This window comes from Candidatus Latescibacter sp. IFSED24 (assembly GCF_058273205.1).
In genome coordinates, this window is sequence record NZ_CM177850.1 from 3,280,897 (window position 1) to 3,300,246 (window position 19,350).

At 69.1% G+C, this 19,350-nt stretch carries 17 protein-coding genes; 10 read left to right on the forward strand and 7 right to left on the reverse strand.

Going from position 1 to position 19,350, the window contains the following annotated elements; all coding sequences use genetic code 11:
- The first annotated feature begins 68 nt into the window (after positions 1-68).
- The 5 genes from IFSED24_RS13285 (at position 69) to IFSED24_RS13305 (ending at position 5,179) form a co-directional block, all read left to right on the forward strand.
- On the forward strand, positions 69-1,049 hold the full coding sequence (locus IFSED24_RS13285; RefSeq protein ID WP_491331952.1) for a glucosaminidase domain-containing protein: 981 nt from the start codon (positions 69-71) through the stop codon (positions 1,047-1,049).
- Positions 1,050-1,099: 50 nt separating this feature from the next.
- Positions 1,100-1,690, forward strand: coding sequence for a hypothetical protein (locus IFSED24_RS13290; RefSeq protein WP_491331953.1), 591 nt, complete (start codon positions 1,100-1,102; stop codon positions 1,688-1,690).
- A gap of 138 nt (positions 1,691-1,828) precedes the next feature.
- Positions 1,829-2,191, forward strand: a complete 363-nt coding sequence (locus IFSED24_RS13295; RefSeq protein WP_491331954.1) for a hypothetical protein — start codon at positions 1,829-1,831, stop codon at positions 2,189-2,191.
- A gap of 220 nt (positions 2,192-2,411) precedes the next feature.
- Positions 2,412-4,706 (forward strand): hypothetical protein, encoded by a 2,295-nt coding sequence (locus IFSED24_RS13300; RefSeq protein ID WP_491331955.1) that lies wholly within the window; start codon positions 2,412-2,414, stop codon positions 4,704-4,706.
- 134 nt (positions 4,707-4,840) lie between these two features.
- Positions 4,841-5,179, forward strand: a complete 339-nt coding sequence (locus IFSED24_RS13305; RefSeq protein WP_491331956.1) for a PilZ domain-containing protein — start codon at positions 4,841-4,843, stop codon at positions 5,177-5,179.
- A 2-nt stretch (positions 5,180-5,181) separates the two neighbouring features.
- Here the strand turns inward: IFSED24_RS13305 and IFSED24_RS13310 are convergent, their stop codons facing one another.
- Positions 5,182-6,273 (reverse strand): DUF481 domain-containing protein, encoded by a 1,092-nt coding sequence (locus IFSED24_RS13310; protein WP_491331957.1) that lies wholly within the window; start codon positions 6,271-6,273, stop codon positions 5,182-5,184.
- Positions 6,274-6,444: 171 nt separating this feature from the next.
- Here IFSED24_RS13310 and IFSED24_RS13315 point away from each other — a divergent pair, with 171 nt between their 5' ends.
- Together IFSED24_RS13315 and IFSED24_RS13320 are read left to right on the forward strand one after the other, a co-directional pair.
- On the forward strand, positions 6,445-7,914 hold the full coding sequence (locus tag IFSED24_RS13315) for a M64 family metallopeptidase (RefSeq protein ID WP_491331958.1): 1,470 nt from the start codon (positions 6,445-6,447) through the stop codon (positions 7,912-7,914).
- 3 nt (positions 7,915-7,917) lie between these two features.
- The gene (locus IFSED24_RS13320) at positions 7,918-8,967 is read left to right on the forward strand and encodes a hypothetical protein (RefSeq protein WP_491331959.1); all 1,050 of its coding nucleotides are present in this window, start codon (positions 7,918-7,920) and stop codon (positions 8,965-8,967) included.
- A 31-nt stretch (positions 8,968-8,998) separates the two neighbouring features.
- Here IFSED24_RS13320 and IFSED24_RS13325 read toward each other — a convergent pair whose 3' ends face one another.
- Positions 8,999-10,369 carry an aminopeptidase P family protein gene (locus tag IFSED24_RS13325; RefSeq protein ID WP_491331960.1) on the reverse strand — a complete coding sequence of 457 codons (1,371 nt, stop codon included), beginning with the start codon at positions 10,367-10,369 and terminating at the stop codon, positions 8,999-9,001.
- Positions 10,370-10,480: 111 nt separating this feature from the next.
- On the opposite strand from IFSED24_RS13325, the gene IFSED24_RS13330 reads away from it, so the two are divergent.
- Both IFSED24_RS13330 and IFSED24_RS13335 read left to right on the forward strand, forming a co-directional pair.
- Entirely contained in the window at positions 10,481-11,398 is a 918-nt protein-coding gene (locus IFSED24_RS13330) for an exonuclease/endonuclease/phosphatase family protein (protein ID WP_491331961.1), read from the forward strand.
- 68 nt (positions 11,399-11,466) lie between these two features.
- Positions 11,467-12,525: a right-handed parallel beta-helix repeat-containing protein gene (locus tag IFSED24_RS13335; protein WP_491331962.1), complete on the forward strand. Its 1,059-nt coding sequence runs from the start codon at positions 11,467-11,469 to the stop codon at positions 12,523-12,525.
- A gap of 259 nt (positions 12,526-12,784) precedes the next feature.
- Here the strand turns inward: IFSED24_RS13335 and IFSED24_RS13340 are convergent, their stop codons facing one another.
- Positions 12,785-14,005: an esterase-like activity of phytase family protein gene (locus IFSED24_RS13340; RefSeq protein ID WP_491331963.1), complete on the reverse strand. Its 1,221-nt coding sequence runs from the start codon at positions 14,003-14,005 to the stop codon at positions 12,785-12,787.
- Between the two features lie 211 nt (positions 14,006-14,216).
- Between IFSED24_RS13340 and IFSED24_RS13345 the strand changes: the two genes are divergently transcribed.
- Positions 14,217-14,543 carry a hypothetical protein gene (locus IFSED24_RS13345; protein WP_491331964.1) on the forward strand — a complete coding sequence of 109 codons (327 nt, stop codon included), beginning with the start codon at positions 14,217-14,219 and terminating at the stop codon, positions 14,541-14,543.
- Here IFSED24_RS13345 and IFSED24_RS13350 read toward each other — a convergent pair.
- The 4 genes from IFSED24_RS13350 to IFSED24_RS13365 all read right to left on the reverse strand — a co-directional run bounded on the left by IFSED24_RS13350 (position 14,529) and on the right by IFSED24_RS13365 (position 19,288).
- Positions 14,529-15,497 (reverse strand): DUF4249 family protein, encoded by a 969-nt coding sequence (locus tag IFSED24_RS13350; protein ID WP_491331965.1) that lies wholly within the window; start codon positions 15,495-15,497, stop codon positions 14,529-14,531. The genes IFSED24_RS13345 and IFSED24_RS13350 overlap by 15 nt on opposite strands.
- Entirely contained in the window at positions 15,487-17,499 is a 2,013-nt protein-coding gene (locus IFSED24_RS13355; protein ID WP_491331966.1) for a TonB-dependent receptor plug domain-containing protein, read from the reverse strand. Before IFSED24_RS13355 ends, IFSED24_RS13350 begins: the two co-directional genes overlap by 11 nt.
- A 150-nt stretch (positions 17,500-17,649) precedes the next feature.
- A complete protein-coding gene (locus IFSED24_RS13360) occupies positions 17,650-18,324 on the reverse strand; it encodes a hypothetical protein (RefSeq protein WP_491331967.1) in 675 nt (224 codons plus the stop codon).
- Positions 18,325-18,340: 16 nt separating this feature from the next.
- Positions 18,341-19,288, reverse strand: coding sequence for a DUF6588 family protein (locus IFSED24_RS13365; RefSeq protein WP_491331968.1), 948 nt, complete (start codon positions 19,286-19,288; stop codon positions 18,341-18,343).
- Positions 19,289-19,350: the final 62 nt, after the last annotated feature.

Consider the following 19,350-nt stretch of genomic DNA (forward strand, 5'->3'; position numbering starts at 1 on the left):
GATGATCGGCGCCGACGCGACTAGCATGTGTACCTGGAAATCGCCCACTCCGACGATCGGGATCGTCCATGCTCCGTTCGCAATTCCCCATGGCCGGCTACCGGCCGCTCGCCCTCGCTGTCGGCGCCTGGCTCATGGTCCTGGTGAGCGTCACGACTCCGGCCTCGGCCCAGCCGCCATCGGCCACCGATTGCGCCTGCCATGCCGAGTACGCCACGGCCGACACGTTCCACTTCCGCGGCGTGGACGAGCTCAAGGCATTCTTCATCGAATCCGACTACACGATCGAGAACTGGCAAGCCGGCGAACGGGCGGTTCCGCGCTACTTCCTGGCCCGCGTCCCGCCCCGCTGGCGCGACAAGGTGGCCCCGAGCCTGCCGGTGGCCCAGAAGAAGGAGTACTTCTTCTTCACCTATGCCCCGCTGGTGCTCGAGAGCAACGAGGACATCCTCGCCGACCGGGCCCATCTGGAGATGCTGTCCGCGCGACCGGCACTGTCGGCCGAGGACGAGGCCTGGCTGACGGAGCTCGCGCGCCACTACCGGATCGAACCGACGGTACCCGACCTGCTCGACCAGCTCCTGCACCGGGTCGACGCCATCCCGCCCTCGCTGGCGCTGGCCCAGGCGGCCGTGGAGAGCGGCTGGTCCACCTCGCGCTTCGCCGTGACCGGCAACGCGCTCTTCGGCCAGTGGACCTGGGGCGGTGACGGCATCACGCCCGCGGAGCAGCGCGACGGCCTCGGCGATTACAAGATCAAGGCCTTCCCCTCTCCCGAGGCCTCCATCGCGGCCTACATGCACAACCTGAACACGCACCAAAGCTACGAGAATTTCCGGCGCGAACGCGCCCGGCTGCGCGCGGAGGGCCAGCACCTCAGGGGTCACGACCTCGCCCACCATCTGACCTCCTACTCGGAGAAGGGCGAGGAATACGTCGAGACCATCCTCTCGGTGATCCGGGTCAACCACCTGCCCGCCACCGACGAGAGCTACCTGCGCGACATGCGCCCCGTCCTGCTGGTGCCGGTGGGGCCGGGCGCGGATTGACCGGCAGGGTCGGCAGGCTGATCCTGCTGCTGACCTGCCTGTTATCCGTCATGCCCGCCACCGCTCAGGTGCTCGATCGGAATCTCGTGCTGCAGGCCTTCGGCGGCATGGCGCTGAACTCCCCCACCCACCTGACCGTCCACCAGGAGGGGTACGAGACCTTCACCCACCGCGGCACCTGGGCCACCCGCCCGTTCTCCCAGCCGTTCTACTGGGCTTTGCGGCTGCGCTGGCAACGGGACGGGCAGGGGCTGGAGCTGCAGCTCCTGCACCACAAGCTCTACCTCACGAACAACCCGCCCGAGATCCAGCACCTCGAGGTCACCCACGGTTTCAACATCCTGACCGCGAACTACGTGGCCTGGACCGCGCCCGTACAGCTGCGCGCCGGGCTGGGCGTGGTGCTCCCGGACACCGAGTCGGAAGTGCGCGGGCTCGCGCACAGCACCAGCGGCTACCAGATCTCCGGGCCCGCCGTCCTGATGGGCGCGGGCTGGGAGCGGGCGCTCGGTCAGCACGCCATGCTGGCCGCCGACCTCCAGATGATGGGCGCCTGGGCCGATGTGGACATCGCCCGTGGCCATGCCCGCGTGCGGCACCTGGGCTTCCATCTCTTACTAGGAATCGGTTTCGGTTTTTGAGAGACAATTACCGATCCTTCGGCTATGATATTCCTGCACTGGCCCAGAGCCTGCCTGTCGGCACCACAGCACGAGCGGACACTGCGACAGGTTCACGGACGGTCTTTTCACGGAGCCGTCGAGCCAGCGAGGTAACGCATGTTCCGACCGACCCAGACCTTCTCCAGTCCGCTCGCCATCGCCACCATCGTGATCGGTTTCGTCATGGCCGTCGCCCTGGTCGTCATCGGCGTGACCAACCTCGCCCATCCCCTGGTGCCCGAGGAATACCTGGCCAGGAACTCCCAGACCTGCGGCCTGCTCTGCGTCACCGCCCTGGTGATCGTCTACGCCGTCATCCGACCGCATCCCGGCGGCCTGGTGCTCTGCGCCACCGCGGTGGCGGTGTACTTCCGCGTGCCGACGGTGGCCGTGGCGGTGTTCGTGCTCGGCCTCCTGATCATCCTGCGCGCCTACCATTCGCGGAAGCAACTCGCCCGGCAGGAATCAGCCGGGGTGTGATTAAACAGGAATTTCTGCGTCTTCTTTCCATGTAGGCCTGCCTGACGCTACGAGCCCGGGCAGGCCCCTGCGAACGTCCAGGACCGGCAGGTCCGCCCTCGCCCTTCACCCTGTGCCACCCAACCGGGCCCGACCGCACGTTCCGGTGCGATGACCGGAAACGCCGGTTCTCGACGTCCATCCTGCGACCCCGACCACGTTGACGACGAAAGGGGATCTCATGAAGGACGATAGACGCAAGAACCTGAAACTCACCGTCAAGCTGCGGTTGCACGATCACGAGAACGAGATGCTGCCCGGGTCGGTGGCTTACGTCTACGACACCGCCGGCCGCTTCCTCACCTCGGCCACCGCCGCTGCCGAGCCCGAGAGCACGCTGAACCTCAACCTGCCCATCGGGTACCGCGGACGCTCGGTCCGGGTGCTGCTGGGCCCGCCGGTGGCGTTCTCTCCCGCGCCGGGCAGCAAGCTCCCCGAGTGGATGGAGGCCTCGCTGCGCGAGGTCGACCAGTTCCCCGAGCATCCCACCCGCGACCAGCTGAAGCGCCTGGGCGCCATCGAGCAGACCGTACGGCTGGCCGACCTCACCAACCTGATGGAGTGGCCGGTCTATCCCGGGGACTGGGGCGGCTGGCTCACCTGCCACTGCATCGTTCGCGGTCGGCTGGTCAAGCAGGTGCCCCTGCCCGACGGCACGGTCCAGGACTGGGGCGTCTGCCACGCCTGCGTGCTGATCTACGACGTCGACGCATTCCCACGCATCATCGCCCGGCTGCCCGACCACGACGTCTACCGCATCCGCGACGAGCTCCTGCGCGAGATCCGGCGCATACCCGAGGACCTGCCCGAGCCGCCCGAACCGCCGGTGGAGCTGCCGCCGCCTCCGCCGCCGCCGCCGATGAGGATGAAGGCGCGGTCGCGGAGTGAATCCGCCGAACGCCTCCGCGCGGTGCGCGAGGTGGCGGCCGAGGTGCGGTCGTTCAGCGGCCTCGAGGAGATCACCATGGCGGCGTCGGCGAGCCAGCTCCGCCAGGTGCTCATCGAGCAGGGCGCCTCGCTGATCCGCTACCTCTGCGGCTGGCCATGGTTCATGCAGTGGTACCAGAAGGACCTGCTGACCTGCGCCATGACCGACGATCAGGGCTACTTCGAGACCACCCTCACCTACCCCTGCTTCGGTGACCACCCCGACCTCTACTTCCGCGCACTGCAGTGGACCGGCGGATCGCTCCACGTGCTCTACGACCCCGGCATGCGCTGCCACACCCACTGGAACTACCCCTGCGGCAGCGAGGTGCTCCTGGTCACCGACGACCCCGCCGCACGGGTCTGCGAGCCGCCGCCGGACGTGGACCTGCCGCCGGGCGTGGGCACCTACGTACTGATCAACCGCATCGGCGGCCTGCTCATCGACTCCATCGACGAGGACGGCCTGGTGGGCTACGACTTCGTCGACGGCAGCGGGCACACCATCGCCACCGGGGCGCCCTTCGGCGGCACTCTCGGCTTCCGCACCAGCCACTCGCCCGACATCCCCACCGCCGGCCTCAAGTACTACCGCTGGCTCTACCACAAGGACGGCGAGGTCGACACGAGCGGGGAGCCGATCTGGCACGAGTTCACAACGCCGCCAGCGGTGCCGGTGGGCCGCAACTTCGCCGACTACGACCTGACCCAGCCGCTCAAGCCGCCTACCTTCCCGGTCTACAACCTGGGGCCCAAGAGCCTGGCCGGCCTGACGCTCTACGAGTTCCGGCCGCAGGAGTCCGAGCTGCAGGCCACCGCCCCGCCGAACCACCTCTACCAGTGGCCGGTGGAAGCGGTGGGCAACGACATCTACAGCGGCAAGCTGGATTCGCGCGCGCTGCCCGGCGGGCCGGGCGACGCGGTGGGCCTGTACTGGTTCAAGCTCGAGGTCTACAACGCCAGCGGCGTCCAGGTGATGCCAGGATCGGGGACCTTCGAGTTCGTGGTGCTCACCTCGAGCGCCGGCGACTCGCGGCTGCCGCTACCCGGCGAGGTGGAGGACGGCGGGTTCGTCTTCGGGCTGGTCATCGACAACCGCGAGTGCGAGGCGGTCATCGATCCGCCGGCGGTGGCCGGAGTGGGCGCCGATCCGAATTGCGGGTTCCTGAAATTCGGGTCGGGCGAGTCGGTGACGCTGGACTTCCACGCGCTGCAACCGCACACGAGCCACGGCGATCCGCCGGCCAACCGCGCCACCTTCCACTACTGGATCCGGCGCGGCGCCTCGATCATCGAGACCGCCAGCGGCGAGACCGCGGCACTGGCGGCGGGCAACTGGACCGGCGACAACGCCGGCAACTTCCACGCCACCTTCGCGCCGGGTGTTCTGCTCGGCGCGTGCAAGCAGGCCGCCTTCGCCGAGGTCCTGCGCGTCTACGCCAAGGCCACCAACGGGTGGCGGCGGCTGCACGAGTACGACGACCGCACCGAGTGGGCGTTCGCGCTGACGCCCCAGGCGCCGGGAACGGGGACGGGAACGTCCGTCTGACCGGCTTCACGACGAGCGGACCCGGTCCCCGCGCGGGGCCGGGTCCGCGCTCGCAATCGGCGCGCCCCGGGCCTATGATGTTCCCGCTGACACGTAGTCTGGACCCGCACCACGGCCCCGCGAAGGAGATCGCCATGGACGAACGTCGCCGGTTCGACCGTCACGAACACGTCTTCCCCGCCGAGATCAAGGACCTCGGCACCGGCCGGCTGGTGGGCCTGGTGGCCGACATCTCCAGCGGCGGCATGATGCTGCGGGCCGAGGCACCGCTGGATCGGCAGCAGAAGCTGCAACTGAGGGTGGAACTGCCGCCGGCGAGCGGCGAGCAGGAGCCGATTCCCTTCGAGGCCAGGGTGCGCTGGTGCGAGCCGGACCTCGAGCCCGCCACCCACGTCATCGGCCTCGAATTCCACGGCAAGACGCCGCCCGGCGGGACCATCGCCGAGCTGCTCCTGAAGGCGCTCAAGAGCTAGGCTCAGAAATCGATGCCCAGCCCGTAAGCCATCATCAGGTCGTTCTTGTCGGGCGTGATGCCGTCGGCGTTGGTCTTGGGATTGGTGACGTGGTCCCAGGTGATCGAGGTGGTGAACTCGATGATGTCGCCGATGAGGTCGAAGGTCAGCAGCAGGTAGAGGTGGTGGAAGGTGTTCTTGTCGCTGCCCAGCGAGTGCTGCAGGCTGTAGTCGAAATCCAGTTCCACGGTGTCGGTCAGATCGGTCTCCACGGTGGTGCCCAGAAGAACGAAGCCGTTCTTCTCCGGGTTCGCCGCCCCCTCCTGGACCGAGTTGTACCGCGAATTCTGGTAACCGCCGCCCACGTTCAGATACCAGTCCACCGCGCCGTCGCGCGCCGGGTAGTAGCCGAGACCGGCGCCCAGCGTGCTGCGCAGCTTCACGTTCTGGAACCTGTCGGTGAACAGCTCCACCGAGGCCGGCGTCACGAAGAACCGGCGTGAGAGGAACATGTCGAACTTGGCGTTGCCGCGCTGGTTCTCCACCGACTTCTGGCCGTCCAGCTTGCTGTAATTGCCCTTGTAGAGAAGGTCCAGCCGCGTGGTGGTGGCCTCGCGCCGCAGGTTGATCATGGTGTTGAAGTCGGTCTGCTCGGTGTTGCCCGAACGGCTCAGGAGGTTGGCCGTCACCCGGGCCGACCAGAAATTCAGCTCGTTGGGGTGGCCCTCGATGATGGCCAGGACCCGGGGCGCGTCGATCTCCTGCGTACCGTCCTGTGCGGCCACGTTCAGCACGCCGTCGCGCATGATCCCCCGGCCGCTGACGTGCGCACCGTCCTCGAGGACGAAGGTCAGCACCTGGGCGGCGTGCAGCTCGGCGATGTCCGCCCAGTCCACCACGAGGTCGTCGAACTCGTCGCTGTCGAACTGGAGCTCGCGGTCGCGCATGAGGTCGATGTTCCCCTTGACCCATTCGCCCGATTTCATCTTGAGCCAGTCGTACTGCAGCGGCGGCAGCGGCGGGGCGTCCATGGTGGCCGGCTGGGCGCCGGCGAGGGCGGCGAGGACGAGGCACAGGACGGTGACGGACAGCATGACGAGACGTCGACGGGTCATGGCGAAGCATCCTCGGCGGTGGTTCGGGAGCGATGAAATCCGGTCCGGAGGATGATATACCAATCGACCGAGCCGGCAACCTCGCCGCCGCGGCGAGTCGCCCTTGTCCGACGCCTCCCGGCGGCCTAGAATCCAGGCACCACCGGCCGTTCCCCCAGCCAAGGACCCGCCATGAAGATCCTCGCCACCGCGCTCCTGGTCGCGCTGCTGCCCGCGCTCGCGGCGGCCGGCACCCTCGCCCAGTTCGCCGACCGTTTCCACGACGAAACCCTGCGCATCGACTACCACCACGCCGGCGACGCCGACAGCGAGGAGGTGGCCCTCGACCAGGTCTACCGCCAGGGCCCGTGGGCCGGCAGCCGCACCCGCCTGGTCGACGAGCTGAACCTGGGCCGCTACTACGCCTACCTCCACGACGCGGCCACCGGCGAACTGCTCTACTCGCGCGGCTTCGACAGCTACTTCGGCGAGTACCAGACCACCGGCCCCGCCGCCGCCGGCGAGTGGCGCGTCTACCACGAGACCGTGCTCGTGCCGTGTCCCCGGCAGGCCTGCGAGTTCTCCCTTGCCGTCCGCCAGGACGACCTCTCCCTCGCGGAGATCTTCCGCACGACCATCGATCCCGATCATTACTCCGTGCGCCGCGAGCCGCCGCCCGCCGGCGTGCTGGTGATCCCGGTCCACGAGAGCGGCGACCACCACGGCAAGGTGGACGTGGCCATCCTCGGCGAGGGATACACCCGCGAGCAGACCGCCAAGTTCGAGCGGGACGTACGCCACTTCGCCGCGGTCATGCTGGGCCACGAGCCCTACGCGAGCCTGGCCGACCGCTTCAACATCCGCGGCGTGCTTGCCGCGAGCCAGGACCCCGGCTGCGACGAGCCCAGCCGCGGCGTCTTCGCCCGCACCCCGCTGGGCTGCACCTTCGACTCGCTCGGCTCGGAGCGCTACCTCCTGACCGAGGACAACCGCGCGCTGCGCGACGTCGCCGCCTGCGTGCCCTACGACGCGCTCTACATCATGGTCAACCACGACCGCTACGGCGGCGGCGGCATCTACAACTTCTTCAACACCTTCACCAGCGACAACCAGTGGAGCGACTACGTCTTCCTCCACGAGTTCGGCCACCACTTCGCCGGCCTGGCCGACGAGTACTACACCTCGCAGATCGCCTACAGCGACTTCTACCCCCGCGACCACGAACCGCTGGAGCCCAACATCACCCGCCTCTTCGACCCCGCGCACCTGAAGTGGGCCGACCTGGCCACCCCGGGCGCCGCGCTGCCCACGTCGTGGGAGAAGGCCGACTACGACGCCCGCGACCGCGTCTACCAGGCCGAGCGCGCCGCCGGCAACGAGCGCGTGGCCGCGCTGATGACCGCCGGCGCCCCGGCCGCCGAGATCGAGGCCGCCAAGGCGGCGGGCGAGGAGCTGTCGCGGTCGCACCAGGAGTGGGTCGACGCGTACTTCGCGCGCAGCGCCTACCAGGACGTGGTGGGCGCGTTCGAGGGCGCCGGCTACTGCAGCGAGGGCATGTACCGCGCCGAGCTGGACTGCATCATGTTCACCAAGGGCATCAAGCCGTTCTGCGCGGCGTGCCGGCGGGGGATCGTGCGGGTGGTCGAGCGGTATCTCGAGTAACATGTGTCCCGAGAATCCTGGTCAATCCTCTTCCGTGCCCGGCAGCCTGAATTCCGCATCCTTGCGTACGACGCAGCAGCCAGGATCGCGAAGGTAGCCGGGCCTGCGCCTGGCGCGTGGTCATACCGGAAGGGGAATGGGATGGGCAAGTTTTTCAAGAACCTCTGGGCTTCGATCTCGCACCTGCTGCTCCTGGACAGCCGACAATCGCTCCTGCCTCATTTCTACATGGATCTCCGCTCGCAGCTGGATGCACTCGAGGCACTCGCCGGCGATACCGAGACGAAGGCCGAGATCCAGGCGATCGAGAAACAGCTCGACACCCGTACCGAACAGTCCTGGGATCACGCCTATGCGATCGAACGTCGCATCGCTGCGGCGACCAGGGCCGAACCCATCCTCGAGGCGGAACTGGCGCGGAAGCTCATCGAAGCCCGCGACACGCTCAAGGGGGCACGCAAGGCCTATTACGATCAGCTTGATGTCAGCAAATCCTCGCCCATGGACAAGAACTATCTGCTCACACAGATCATCGGCGATCTCCAGTGGATGTACGAGAAGAACCAGAACAAGCGCATCCACATCCGCGAGATCATGAGGCTGGTGAACCTGCTCGTCATCGCCATCCTCATCGCCGATTTTTTCCTCTTCCGACACGTCCTGAGTCTCCAATCGATCGCCGACGGCCAGCTGCTCGCCATCGCCGTGGTCTCCGGCTCCATCGGCTCGTCGTTCAGCCTGCTCGTGACGCTGCGCAAGAAGCTGCAGAGCGGGACCTATGACGAGGCCGGGCGGGCGCGGAACCTCGGCTTCCTGGTTTCCAGGATCCTGATCGGGGGCGTCGGCGGTGGGGTCGTGTTCTTCTTCGTGCGGTCAGGATACCTGGGCGGCGACCTGTTTCCCGACCTCGCCACCACCGGCACCCTCGTCGAGAGGATCAAGGCCCTGTCCGGGCTCGTGTGCTGGTCCGTGCTGGCAGGATTCAGCGAAACCTTCGTCCCCGGCCTGCTCCAATCCCGGGAGAGTGCGGCCCGGAAGGCGGTGGAGGGTTAGCGGGCGACCATCTCCGGCGATCGCGCTGCGGTCAGCCGGAACGGAGTGCCTCCACCTCGGCCACGGTCTTGGGCTTGGGCTTGCCCAGCACGCGGCTGCCCGTGGCGGTGACCAGCACGTTCTCCTCGTTGCGGATGCCGCCGAAGTCGCGCCACCTGTCCAGCTCGTCGTAGACCAGGAATTCTTCGTGGCGGCCCTCGCCGCGCCAGAGGTCCATGAGCTGGGGGATGAAGTAGATCCCCGGCTCGATCGTCAGCACGAACCCGGGTTCGAGCGCGCGGCCCAGGCGCAGCGACTTCAGGCCGAACTGGGTGCTCTTGGCCCGGCCGGCCCAGCCCACCAGCTCCTCGCCCAGATCCTCCATGTCGTGGACGTCGAGACCCAGCATGTGGCCCACGCCGCAGGGGAAGAACATGGCGTGAGCGCCGGCCTGGAGCGCCTCCTCGGTGTCGCCGCGCATGAGCCCCAGGTCCTTCAGGCCGTCGGTGAGGACGCGCGCCGCGGTGAAGTGGACGTCGCGGTTAGGCACGCCCGGCGCCACCGCTGCCAGTGCGGCCTCGTGGGCGGCGAGGGCCAGCTCGTAGATGGTCTTCTGGCGCTCGGTGAAGGCGGGGTCGACGGGGAAGGTGGACGAGAGGTCGCCCGCGTAGTGGAGCGGGCTCTCGGCGCCGGCGTCGAGGAGGAAGAGGTCGCCGGCGCACAGCTCGTTGCCGTGGTGGTGGTTGTGGAGGATCTCGCCGCGGACCGTGGCGATGACTGGGAACGCGGGGCGGACCCCGGCGGCCAGGGCGATGCGCTCGACCTCGGCGGCGACGTCCGACTCGCGCAGGCCGGGGCGGACCAGGCGCATGGCGGCGGTGTGCATGTCGACCGAGAGGTCGACGGCGCGCTCGATCTCGGCGATCTCCTCCTCGCTCTTGTGCGAGCGCAGTGCGGCGACGGCAGCCATGAGGGCGACCGATGGCGCGGGATCGGCACCCAGGAGGTCGCCCAGGAGCTGTCTATTGCGGGCGCGGTAGGGCGGCAGGACGTGAACCGGGCGGCCGGCGGCCACGGCCCGGCTCACGACCTCCGCCAGGTCGGCGCGCGGGCGGGTCTCGGCGATGCCGGCGCCGCGGGCGCGATGGGCGAGGGTGGGCTGGTCGCCCATCCAGACGATGTCATCGATGGTCAGCTCGTCGCCGAAGACCGTGTCGTGGTCGTCGTCCAGGTCGAGGACCGCGGCGAGGTCGGGCTGGTCGAGGCCGTAGAAGTAGAGGAACGAGCTGTCCTGGCGGAAGGGGTAGGTGTTGTCGGCGTAGTTCATGGGGCTGTCGGCGTTGCCGAGCAGGAGGACCAGGCCGGCGTCGAGTCGCGCGCGGAGCTCCTGGCGGCGGGCGGTGTAGGTGGCGGCCGGGAACATGGTCCATCCTCCGGGGTGGCGCGTGATCGCGGGTCTCGAGTCTCGTCCCAGTCTACAGGCGGCGGGCCGAGCGATCATCTCTCCGGTTCCCGCCGCGGGAGGTCTCCGATCATGAACGTCAGAATGATCGTCTTGTTGCTAATGATCCTGTCCGTGGCCGCATCCGGCCAGGACACGGTGACCATCGTGGGCTGGAACGTCCAGTCCGGCGACGCCGACCCCGAGGCCGTCGCCAACCGGATGGCCGCCTTCACCGGCGTGGACGTGTGGGGACTCAGCGAGGTGATGAGCGCCTGGGAGCCCACCCTCACGGCCTCGGCTGGCGTCGGTGAGGCGGCCACGTTCGCCGCGGTCCTGGGCACCACCGGTGGTGCCGACCGCCTGCTCTTGATCCACGACAGCGACCGCCTCGAGCTGCTCGAGTACCAGGAGCTGCACCACATCAACCTGGGCGGCAGTGTGCGCTCGCCGCTGGTGGCGCGCTACCGGCTGCGCGGCACCGGCCAGGAATTCCGCGTGATGGTCAACCACCTCTACCGCACCAACGACCAGCGCCGCCGCGAGCAATCGGAGCTGCTGAGCGAGTGGGCCGCCACGGTCACGACCCCGCTGCTGGCGATCGGCGACTACAACTACGACTGGCGCGTGGAGGACGGCGAGGACCACCACGACGAGGGCTTCGACCTGCTCACCGCCGATCGCCACCTGACCTGGCTGCGGCCCGCGGTCCTGGTCCGCACGCAGTACGCCCAGAGCTACGCGCCGGCGGTCCTGGATTTCGCCTTCCTGGCCGACCCCACCGGCGTCGCCGGCGGCGCCAGCCGCATCGTGGTCGCCCCGGGCGACTTCCCCGACGACACGCGCACCCCGGACCACCGCCCCATCGAGACGGTGCTGGTGTTCGCCGCCGTGGAGACCCCGGTGGCCGCCCCCGTCACCCGCGACCAGCTGCTGTGGCGGATCGACCGCGTGGAGCGGGAGCTCAGCGCTTTGCGGACCGCCGCCGCGGCGCTGCCGCCACCCGAGTGACCGCCTGGCGCCCGTGCCGTGGTATACTTGTCCGGATCCGACATCTGCCTCGATCGCCCGGGGGTGCGATGATGCTGCGTTCTTACCGTTCCATCCTACTTCTCACCGGTTTCTGCCTGCTGGCCACCACGGCCACGGCGCGCGTGTGGCATGTCCCGGCCGAGGCGCCCACCGTCCAGGCGGGCATCGACTCGGCGCTGGTCGGCGACGAGGTCGTGCTGGCCGTGGGCTCCTACGCCGTGCATGACCTCGCCATGAAGCCGGGCATCGCGCTGCGCGGCGCGGCCGAGGGCTCGCCCGATCTGGTGACCCTCGACGGCTGGTTCGTCGGTCGGATCATGGACTTCCAGGCCGGCGAGGACCTCTCACCCGCGCTCATCGCCTCGCTCACCTTCGCCAACGCCGACAGCGGGGCGCTGCGCTGCACGGGGTCGGGCACGCTCGAGATCGCCAATTGCGTCTTCGCCGGGAACCGGGCCGAGTCGGCGGGGGCCCTGCTCATCGAGGGCCACGCGGCGGGGTCGATCCACGTGCACGACTGCGTGTTCCGCGACAACAGCGCCGTGGAGTCCGGCGGCGCGATCGGGATCAGATGGTCCGGCGGCATCCTCTTCGAGCGCTGCCTCTTCGTGCGCAATCACGCCGGCCAGTACGGCGCCGTGGGCTCCTCGGGCTACCTGATCGACAGCGGCGCCACCTACGACCGGTGCACCGTGGTCCAGAACTCGTGCGACCAGCCCTCCGGCGCGGTGTTCGTCGCCGCCTGGGGCGCCATCACCATCGACCGCTCCATCGTGGCGTTCAACGCCGCCAGGCTCGTCACTCAGGGCTCGGGCCACCTGGGCGGCGCCACCGGCTCATGCAACGACTTCTTCGCCAACGAAGGCGACGACTACTCGCTGTGGGAGCTCGACGAAGGCTGCTTCTCCGCCGACCCCTGCTTCTGCGACCTCGCCGGCGACGACTACACGCTCGCGGGGGATTCGTGGTGTTTGCCCGGGCTGCATCCGTGGGGGTGCAGCGATCTGGTGGGCGCGTACGGACCGGGGTGCGAGGCGGCGGGGTGCGCGCCGCCGGTGGTGGTGGAGCGGCGGAGCTGGAGTTCGGTGAAGGGGTTGTTCGATTGAGGGGTGGGCGGTTGGTCGGTGGGATGATGTTCCGGATATTGGAGATAGACTGCGGATTGTGAAAACCCCCGGGGGTTCGAATTAGACTGCGAAGTAATATCCCGCCGGGAGATGGAGATAGACTGCGAAATCCCCAAAACCCCCGGGGGTTGGGTTAGACTGCGAACTAATATCCCCCAGAGAATGGGATTAGACTGCGAACCCCCAAAACCCCGGGGGTTCGAATTAGACTGCGAACGCAACACCCCCAGAATCCTCCCTACTCCAACCCCCGCCCCAACACCACCCGCACGAACTCGTTGTCGTCCGGCACCCCGGCGCGCCGTCCGGCGCTGAACGGGTAGTTGTTGTCGTTGGCCACCAGCAGGGTCCGCGCGTCGAGGATGGCCAGGCATTCGGGCGTGACGTAGGGGAACGCGAAATCCGGGCCCAGGCCGTGGGCGCCGGGTTCGGGGGCGGTCAGGCCGTGGGGGTCAGCGAGGTCGAGGAGGTCGCAGACCAGGGTCTTGGGCAGGTAGCCCTCGGCGTCGCGCTCGTCCAGGTCCACGCGGTAGATGCGCTTGATGCGGGCGGCGGGGCCCTCCTCGGCGTCGCGTTCCACCACGAGCAGGATCGTGGCCGTGAACGCCTCGAGCGAGGCGATGGAGAGGCCCGGTTCGTCGACCCGGTAGTACCAGGTGCGGCCGGTGAAGATGCGGGCGGTGGGGTCGAACTCGAGGAGCACGCGGCGTTCGGGGACCGGGTCGTCGACGAGCGCCTTCTCCACGGCGGCGTAGAGGCGGGTGCCGTCGGGGGTGCGGGTCAGGCCCTCGAGGCCGCCGCTGCGGGGGAGGTTGGCGGCGGCCAGGCGGCGGTCCTCGGGAAGGGCGCGCAGGTCGGGGTGGTCGGGGGTGCGGTAGGTCTCGGCACCGCGGGCCAGTTCGCCCAGGGCGAAGGGGACGGGGACGGGGACCGCGGGTTCGAGGACCCGGCCGGCGGGGTCGACGTGGACGAGGTAGGGGCCGAACTCCTCGCCGATCCAGAGCGTGCCGTCGTCGAGGCGGGCGCAGGATTCGGGGTCGAGGTCGTTGCCGAAGAGCTGGTCGGCGGTGTGGGGGACGCCGAGCGCCCGGTCGGGGTCGTGCATGGGGACGGCGTCGATCACGGCGACCTTGCCGGCGGCGAGGTCGAGGTCCAGGACGAAGAACTGCAGCGGGTAGTCGGAGCTGTTGGCCAGGGTGCCGAAGCCGTTGTCCTGGAGCGCGAGCCAGCGGCCGTCGGGCAGGGCGACCAGCGAGGAGAAGCCCTGGACCGGCGGCGCGTCCACCGGCAGGGTGCGACCGTTGAACTCGCCCGCGCGGGCCGCGCCCACCGGCGGGCCGGCGGTGAAGGTGTCGGCGGGCAGGACGGCGCGGGCGTCGAGGACGGCGCGGTCGGGCTGCTGGTCGGAGCAGGCGGTCAGCGCGAGGAGCGCGAGACAGAGGGCGGCCAGGGACTTCATGGCGGTTCCCCATCGGTGGAGGTGCTGGTGGCTTGGTCCATCCTCGGCGATCCGGTATGCTGAGGCAAGCACCGACGGCCTCATCGATGGAGGAGCCTGGCATGCCTGCCGCCTTCCGCTCCGGCCTCGTCCTCGTGCTCGCCCTGGCCGTGCTGGCCTGCGCTCCCAAACCCCGGACACCCTCTACGTCCTGACCACCGACAGCACGCTGGTGACCGTGCCGCTCGTGCAGGTGGTGTCGGCCAGGATCTCGTTCTTCGCTGCGCAGACCAGCATGGTCCTGGGCTACGTGGCGCTCGGGGCGGTCTCCAACCTCAGCCACGGCGTCGGCCTGATGTTGAGCCTGCCGGTGTGGCTGGCCACCGGCTCGGTATCCGCCGGCGCGCAGGCGCGCACCGCCATCAAGGAGCCCGGCGACGACGGCTGGCAGGCGCTGCAGATGTACGCCCGCTTCCCCCAGGGTCCGCCGCCCGGGCTGCACGCCATGCGCCTGCACCCGCGGCCGTTGCCACCGCCGCCCGACTCACGGCGCCGGTAACACCCGGAACCCCACCGAATCCACCGACCCCGACCCGAACAGCCCGATGCCGCCCTCGACGTGGAAGAGCGGCCGCTCGACCCCGTCGCCCAGGGTCCCGCCGGCGCCGAAACCGCCGGTGTTGTAGTTCGAGGTGCGCAGGAGGTCGAACCAGTTGGTGTCGACCACGAAGACCTTGTACTTGTGGCGGCCCTCGAAGTAGATGCTGAACCAGGGCAGACGGAGCGAGCCGCCCTCGCCGGCGAGAGCGGGCGACGAGCCGGTGCGCGGCAGGTCCTCGAAATCATCGTCCTCGAAGAACGGGGGATCGATGACGTAGTCGGAGTCGGGATCGAGGCTGAAGATGGCGAGCTGGTAGCCCGCGCCGGCGAGGACGCCGGCGGCGCTGGCCGGGAACCGGGCGTCGACGATGCCCGTGGCGTAGGGGAGCTGGTTCTCGGGGCGGTCGTAGATCGCGTCGCCGGCCTCGGGGAAGGTCACGAGGTCGCGGACCGGGGCGCCGGTGTCGGGATCCAGCAGTGTCCAGGACTCCACCAGCAGGCGCGCCGGGGTCCGGGTCACCGCGGTCAGGCGCTCGCCGGCGGGAGTCTGCACGGCGAGGCGGTACTCGGTCTCGGGGGCGACGATGGTCCAGCCGTCGCTCGCTCCCGGCGTGTAGAGTCCGGGAAATTCCACGACGGGGTTGTAGTACACGGTCCCCTGGTCGCAGGCGATGGCGATGGCGGCCCCGGCCACGCCGGCGTTCTCCAGCGTGTACGGCACGTCGGGCGGCTGGGTGCGCGTCAGGCGGATGGCGGTGGGCGACTGGCCCACGAAGAGCACGGCGTCGACCACCAGGATGCCCACGTCCTGGGGGGCGAAGAGCGTGGCCTCGTCGCGCTCGGGAGAGCAGGCGGCCACAAGCAGGAGGGCGGCCGCGAGGAGCAGCGCGCGGTGCGGTCGGTCAGAATTCAAGATTCACCCCCACGCTCGGGATCAAGGGCAGCATGCGGACCACGTCAGCCTCGGTGACCTCGTCCTCGGTGGTGTACTGCACGAACCATTCGTTGCGGCGGTTGTAGATGTTGAAGACCTCGAGCACCAGCTCGGCGGGCAGGCCGAAGAGGCGGAAGGGACGGCGGGCGCTGACATCGAGGCGGTGGTAGGACAAGAGCCGCGCGCTGTTGCGGTCGGCGGGCAGGATCTGGCCCTGGTCGAGGATCTCGCCGGTGCCGGGGTCGCGGAGCTGGAAGCGGGCGGCGGCCGGGGTGAAGGCCTGGCCGGTGGCGTAGCGGAACGCCGCGGCGAGGCGCCACGAGCCGGCCTGCCAGGTCGCGACGGCGTTGACGTCGTGGCGGCGGTCGTACTTGGGGGCGAACTCGGCGCCGCCGTTGAGCTCGGCGAAGGTGCGGCGGGTCCAGCCCAGGGTGTAGCCCAGCCAGCCGGTGAAGCGGCCGGTGCGGCGCTGGACGAAGATCTCGGCGCCACGGGCGTAGCCCTTGCCGTCGGTGACGAAGAGGTCCTGGGCGGTGAAGCTGCTCTGATCGAGGGGGACCTGGTTGTCGAACTCCACCAGGTCGTCGAGGCCGGTGGCGTAGAGCTCCACCGTGACCAGATCCTGCGGGGTGGCGTTCCAGGCCGCGCCGACCACGGTCTGCCACGAGCGGCCGAGTTGGGCGGTCTCGTCGATGGGCAGGTAGAAGTCGCCGGCGGAGAAGCCCTCGGTGCCCACGAGCTGGAGGTACTGGTTGTAGAGGCCGGCGCCCAGCTTGAGGCGCAGGTCCGGGCGCACGGCGCGGCTCACCGCGAGGCGGGGCTCGAGGAGCTGGCGGTGGCCGTCGCTGATCCAGCGCGCGCGCAGGCCGGCGCGCAGGGTGGTCCAGTCGTCGAGAAACCAGCGGTCCTCGGCGAAGGCCGCCAGCTCGGCGGGGCGCGCGGCGTAGTCGACCTGCTCGTCCAGGTTGAAGCTCTGGCGGTAGGTGAAGTCGTACCACGACTGGCTGAGGCCCAGCAGCAGGCGGTGGTCGGCGCCCACCAGCCAGTCGAGGGTGCCGGCGAGGGTGACGTCGCGCAGCTCGTTCGTGACATCGAAGCCGGTGGCGAGGATCTCGGCGTCGGTGAGGCTCTCGTAGCGGCTGGTGGAAAGCGCGAGGCGTGCCTCGATCCGGTCGCTGAGGTAGCGCTGGTGGCGCAGCGCGGCCACGGTGTTGCCCCAGCCGATGGTGAAGGCGGTGTTGACGTCGGCGTCGACCGTGATGTCGTCGCGGCCGCGGTAGAAGCTGAGCGTGGTCACACCGCCGAGGCGCTCGGTGACGTAGGTGGCGTTCAGGTCGTAGAAGTAATAGTCGGGCAGCGGATCCTCGGGAGTGCGCAGCGCGTCGAGCAGCGGCTCGAGGTAGCTGCGGCGGCCGCTGACGAGCCAGTGGTCCGGGCCAAGCCGGCCCTCCAGGAGCGCGCGCGCCGCGATGAGGCTGATGCCGACCTTGCCGCGGAGGCGGTCGCTCCGGGGCTCGCGCATGCGCACGTCGAGGACCGCGCCGAGGCGGCCGCCGTACGCCGCTGGGTAGGCGCCCTTGTAGAGGTCGATTTCGCCGACCGCGTCGTTGTTGAAGGTGGAGAAGAAGCCGAAGGCGTGGGTGGGGTTGTAGACCGTGACGCCGTCCATGAGCACCAGCGTCTGGTCGGGGCCGCCGCCGCGGATGTAGAGGCCGCTGGAGATGTCCGAGGCCGCCTGGATCCCCGGCAGCGACTGGAGCGCGCGCAGCGGATCGTCCTCCAGCACGCTGGGCACGGCGCCGAGGGTGCCCGCATCGAGGCTGAGGAAGCCGGCCTGCAGGTCGGCCTCGAGCTCGGCGGGGTCGCCGACCACGACGATCTCGTCGAGGACGGTGGCGGTGGTGTCCGGCTCCGCGGCCCAGGCCGCGCCGGTCACGATGAGGAGGGCTGCCAGCAGGGGCGCGCCGGGGATGCGGGTCACGGTTCGTCTCGCCGGTGGGGGTGGCCGCTCGCGTCCGGGTCTCCCATGGCAATACGACTCTTCGGCGCGGGACGCAAGGGATGCCGTGCCGGACGGACGAAAGGGCCGGAGCCCGCGAAGGCTCCGGCCCCGTTGCGCGCGGGCTTGCGGCTAGAGTTCGGTCAGCTCGCCGCTGCCCAGGTTGAGCGACCAGCTCAGCTCACCGATGACGATCGTGGCGGTGTCGGTGCCGTTGAAGGTCACCGTGGCGGTGATGCCCTCGTTGGTGAAGGTCATGACGCCCTCTTGCGGCCAATCGGCGTCGACGACGACCTCGAGGTCCTCCACCGTCCAGTCGGCCACGTAGTCCATGATGGTCAGGGTGCCGGCGCCGTTGACCACCGCCGAGTCGGCGGCCTGGTCAATGTCGCTCTCGAGCACGAAGGCCACGTACCAGGGCACGCCGCCCTCGATGATCTCGATGGACAGGGGCTCCTCGTCGGCGGTCCAGGCGCGGCCGTAGTCGGCCACGTCGTAGCCGCAGGGCGTGCCGTCGGCGCCGCCCTCGCGGAAGTGCAGGAGGACCATCCCCTGGATGTCGTCGGTGGGGCCGAAGGTGTAGACGTAGTTGCCGTCGGTCTCGTCGGCCTTGGCCGAGCCGTCGTACTCGAGGGCGAGCGGGGCCACCTCGACCATGGCCATGGCCATGTAGCCGGACTGGCCGGCCACGTCCTCGGCCTCCAGCGCCGGTAGATCGTCGTTGGGAGCCGTGGAATCGCTCGAGCAACCGGTCACGAAGATGCTCGCGGCCAGCAGGAGCGTCAGGAAGATCAGGATCTTGCGCATGGCGAAGCCTCCAGGATTACATGCCGAACATGATGCCAGCGGTGTAGACCACCATTTTTCCGATACCCATCTCGGCGTTGAGCTTGACGCCGAGATCGAACGTGGCGCCCAGGGTCAGGCGGCTCTTCATCTTGCCGTCGATGTCGAACTTCACCGGGGTCTGGGTCTCCTCCTCGACGTAGTCGACCTTCATGTTGGACGACTCGGCGGACAGGCCGCCGTAGACCGTGGTCGGGCCGAAGCCCTTGGACGCGGCGATGTAGTAGCTCTCGGCCTCGGTCTGGACCATGGTGCCCAGGTCGATGTCCTGCATGAAGAAGCCCACCATCACGTCCACCGGCAGGTTGTTGAAGAGGAAGCTGGGGCTCCACTGCAGGCCGTAGCCGAGATACTTGGTCTTGCCGTAGTTGCTGAAGTCGATCTCGGGCAGCCAGCGCACCGTGGCCCTGAGGCCCATGATGCCGCCGACGGTGGCCTCGGGGGCGAAGAGCGGCACCCAGCGGGTGTCGACCAGGCCGGGGATGGTCTCCTGGCTGAAGACCGGTGCGCCGTTGATGTAGGCGGTGGCGGTGCCGTTGGTATTCTTGTCGCCGAAGACCGTGGGGCCCTGCAGGACGATGTCGCCCCGCTCGCCGTAGCCGGGGTCGCCGGGTTCGAGACCGAGGTAGTCGTTGAGCTCCACGTCCTCGAGGACCCGCCGGAAGGTCTGGTCGCCCTCGTCGAGGTAGGTGCCCATGAACTTGATGCCCACCGACCAGGTGAGGCGGGACCGCGGGATGTTCGCGGTGTGGTAGAGGCCGGAGTTCTGGTTGGCGCCGAAGCCGTGGATCAGGGGCGTGGTGTACGCCTCGGCGTAATCCTGGCCGACCTGAACCAGCAACTCCTCGAGGTTCTGCCCGCTGACCGGGGCCGCGGCGAGTGCCAGCAGAGCCGGGATCAGGAGCGACAGGGAACGCCTGGGCATGGCAACGTCCTTTCGTTGGGCGAAATCGGGGGGCCGCTACTCGTATGCACACTTCATACCAC